Annotated in this window: 2 protein-coding genes; both read right to left on the bottom strand. The window is 67.2% G+C overall.

The genetic code is table 11. From position 1 onward, the window contains the following. Positions 1–18: 18 nt before the first annotated feature. Positions 19–165, bottom strand: a complete 147-nt coding sequence (locus tag AB0D12_RS41330; RefSeq protein WP_362695261.1) for a hypothetical protein — start codon at positions 163–165, stop codon at positions 19–21. An 11-nt stretch (positions 166–176) separates the two neighbouring features. Beyond that, a complete protein-coding gene (locus tag AB0D12_RS41325) occupies positions 177–1301 on the bottom strand; it encodes an IS701 family transposase (RefSeq protein ID WP_362695264.1) in 1125 nt (374 codons plus the stop codon). Between the last annotated feature and the right edge of the window lie 61 nt (positions 1302–1362).

Here is a 1362-nt window from a genome sequence, read left to right as displayed (position 1 = left end):
CTAGTACTGCAATCACAGTTACGGGGTGTGTCCGCGTTGTTTGTAGTGGCTGTTGCGGGCGCGTGTCTGGCTGAGTCTGCGCCAGTGTGACCAGTGCAGATGGTGGTGGATGGCGAGGTGGGCGGGGTGAAGGAGGTGGCCGATGAGGCGTCGTATCTCTGCCACGGACAGTGGTATCAGGCCACCGCTGGTTCCCCTTTTGAGAGTTCGTGGGCGCGGACGGCGGTCAGGGCGGCGAGGGCGGCCATGGCGAGGGTGATGTGCCGGTACCAGGCGTGGTAGAGGCGGACTTGGTAGTGGTCCAGGCCGCACTCGCCCTTCGCTGCCTGGAAGCACTCCTCGACGGCCCATCGGGCGCCGGCCACCCTGACCAGGTCTTTGAGGCGGGTACCGACGGGGCCGTAGCAGACGTAGTAGGCGAGGTCGGTCGGGTCCTTCAGGCTCCGCCGGGCCAGGACCCAGTGGCCGTGGCCGTTCTCCCACCAGATCCGGATGGGGATCCGGGCCCACTGGTACACGCGCTCACCGTGGGACCCCTTCCCCGCGGACACACGCTTCCAGGCCTGCGGCGCGATAGTGGCCACCAGCCCGTCGACACGACGTTCCCCCGCGCCGCGGGTGATGACGGTGTCGCTGGTCTTCACGCACATCACATGGCTGATGGCCCGCTGTTCCATCCACCACCTGAGGGATTTCGACTGCCCGTAGGCCTCGTCCGCGGTGACCCACGCGAACGGCACGCCGGCCTCCACCGCACGCAGGAGCATGGCCTTGAAGTGCTCGGTCTTCGTCGCGAACGCCACCTCGTCCGGGACGTCGGCCTCCCGGCACCGCTCGCGGTCGTCCGTCCACGAGGCGGGGAGATAGAGTTCCCTGTCGATCAGGGCCCGCCCCTTCGTGGAGGCGTAGGCCAGGAACGTGCCGACCTGGCAATTCTCCGTACGTCCGGCGGTGCCGGAATATTGCCGCTGGACGCCCGCCGAGCGCACACCCTTCTTCAGGAAGCCGGTGTCGTCACCGATCAAAACCGCGTCCCGGTCGCCGATCGTCTCGACGACGTAGTCCCGCACGTCGTCACGGACCGCGTCCACGTCCCAGTCTGCCTCGCCCAGCAGCCGCTGCATCCCGATCGGCAACCGGTCACCGGCCCGCTCCGCCAGCGTCCAGCCGTTCTTCCGCTCCAACGGAGCGATGAGTCCCCGCATATACGCAAGCGCCCGTCCACGCGGCTCCGACCTCACAAAACGCGACGCGAACCGGGCATGCAACCCCGCCAGCACCCCGTCCCACTCCTCAACCAACCCCACCCCGACCTCAGCCACACACCAACTCAACCACACGTAACTGTGATTGCAGTACTAG

Source organism: Streptomyces sp. NPDC048479, assembly GCF_040651435.1.
GTDB lineage: Bacteria > Actinomycetota > Actinomycetes > Streptomycetales > Streptomycetaceae > Streptomyces.
The sequence above is the reverse complement of the archived record's forward strand: the minus strand, read 5'-3'. Positions and strand labels throughout refer to the sequence as shown.